Genomic DNA, 1,539 nt, shown 5'->3' with positions numbered 1-1,539 from the left:
GGGAGCGTACCTAGATTTGTGTAAATCAGATCCAGGTACGTTATTTTTACGTATACATAACTGGTAATAGTGGTAATAATAAGTATAAATAATTTTTGAAAGGAGACTCAATATGAATGTATTGGAAATACCAGACATTGATTTAAAAAAAGAGTTAAAGAAATGTAACAGTATGGAAGATTTAGTAGGTAAAAATGGACTTATGCAGAAACTGTTTGGGGGCATAATACAGCAATTTCTAGAAGCAGAAATGGAAGAGCACCTGGGCAGGGAAAAATATGCAAGATTGTCCGATGAAAACAAAGACTATAGAAACGGATACAGTCCCAAAAATATCAGAACCAGTTTTGGCCCGGTTAAAGTAGATGTACCAAGGGATAGAAAGTCTGGGTTCGAACCTAAGATAGTGAAAAAATACGAAACAGTCTGCAGTGAACTTGATAAAAAAGTTATAGGCCTATATGCAAGAGGCATGTCTGTAGACGATATAAAATCAGAAATAGATGAGCTTTACGGGGTGGATATATCTCCCGCAATGATATCCAAAATTACAGACAAAGTTATGGATACAGTATTGGCATGGCAGAATAGGTCCCTTGACCCAATGTACCCTATAGTATATATGGATGCCTTATATTTTAAAGTCAGGGAGGAACACAGGATTGTAAATAGAGCTGCCTATGTTTGTATGGCACTCGATATAAAAGGCCATAAAGACATACTGGGAATATGGATCGGTGAACAGGAGGGGGCAAAATATTGGTTATCTGTATGTAATGACCTTAAAAACAGGGGTGTTAAAGATATTTTAATAGCATGTATGGATGGGCTTAAAGGACTTCCAGATGCAATTAAAGTAGTTTTCCCTGAAGTTAACATACAGAGCTGTATAATACACCAGATAAGAAATTCTATAAAATATATACCGTCAAAAAATATCAAGACTTTCATGAAAGATTTAAAAGAAGTATATAAAGCAGTTAATGAAACAATGGCGAGCAAGGCTTTGCAATCACTGGAGGATAAATGGGGGGATAAGTATCCTGTAGTTGTACAGTCATGGCAGAATAACTGGGAAAACCTATCTACGTATTTTGATTTTACCCAGGATATAAGGAAAATAATATATACTACCAATGCTTTGGAGGGCTTCAACAGGCAGCTCAGGAAATTCACCAAAGTAAGAACAGTATTTCCTACGGATGAATCTCTTCTAAAAGCTCTGTACCTGGCAACAGAGCAAATAATGCTGAAATGGACATTACCTTATCCTAATTGGGGTAATACACTTGCCCAATTGACTATAATGTTTAAAGATAGAATAGAACCGTATATATAATTATAGAGCTTGTACTATTTTGTATAAAAATGAATAATAATATTATTATTGCAAACAATACTATTATTAGAAAGTTATAACACGCTATTATTAGTTATTCCCTAAAAAATAAAAATTACTACAGGCTCATATTCCTATAGTAATTTCCAATTAAATTTTATCCCGTCTATTCTATTTTACACAAATCTGTGGACGCCCTC

General features: G+C 34.4%; 1 protein-coding gene. It reads left to right on the top strand.

Features of this window, described 5'->3' with window-relative positions:
• Positions 1 to 112 precede the first annotated feature (112 nt).
• On the top strand, positions 113 to 1,339 hold the full coding sequence (locus CLLU_RS18445; RefSeq protein ID WP_106011211.1) for an IS256 family transposase: 1,227 nt from the start codon (positions 113 to 115) through the stop codon (positions 1,337 to 1,339).
• Positions 1,340 to 1,539 lie beyond the last annotated feature (200 nt).

This window comes from Clostridium luticellarii (assembly GCF_002995845.1).
Lineage (GTDB): Bacteria > Bacillota > Clostridia > Clostridiales > Clostridiaceae > Clostridium_B > Clostridium_B luticellarii.
Note: the sequence above shows the minus strand (reverse complement) of the source record. Positions and strands in the feature narration are given on the sequence as shown.